The sequence below is a fragment of the Aphanothece stagnina RSMan2012 genome (assembly GCF_046764815.1).
In the GTDB taxonomy this organism is placed as follows: Bacteria; Cyanobacteriota; Cyanobacteriia; order PCC-6307; family Cyanobiaceae; genus NIES-981.
Window position 1 is genome coordinate 1 of record NZ_JBKOUC010000150.1, and the last position, 204, is coordinate 204.

Genomic DNA, 204 nt, shown 5'->3' on the forward strand with positions numbered 1-204 from the left:
TGGTTTGGAAGCCCGTGGCATTGGCGCTGCGCCCGAGGGCCGTGGCGCTTTCACCGTCGGCGATGGAGGCTTCTCCGAGGGCTGTGGCGGCGATACCTGAAGCCCGGGCGTCCAACCCGACGGCGGTCGCGGCGGTTCCGGTGGCATTGGCGCGAGGACCCAGTGCCGTCGCCCGTTGCCCTGAGGCCAGGGCATCAACCCCGA

General features: G+C 71.1%; 1 protein-coding gene. It reads right to left on the bottom strand.

What is annotated here, in order from left to right; translation table 11 throughout:
• Positions 1–204, bottom strand: a 204-nt coding sequence (locus tag ACLNEE_RS17155) for a hypothetical protein (protein WP_412007480.1), incomplete at both ends; no start/stop codon positions are given.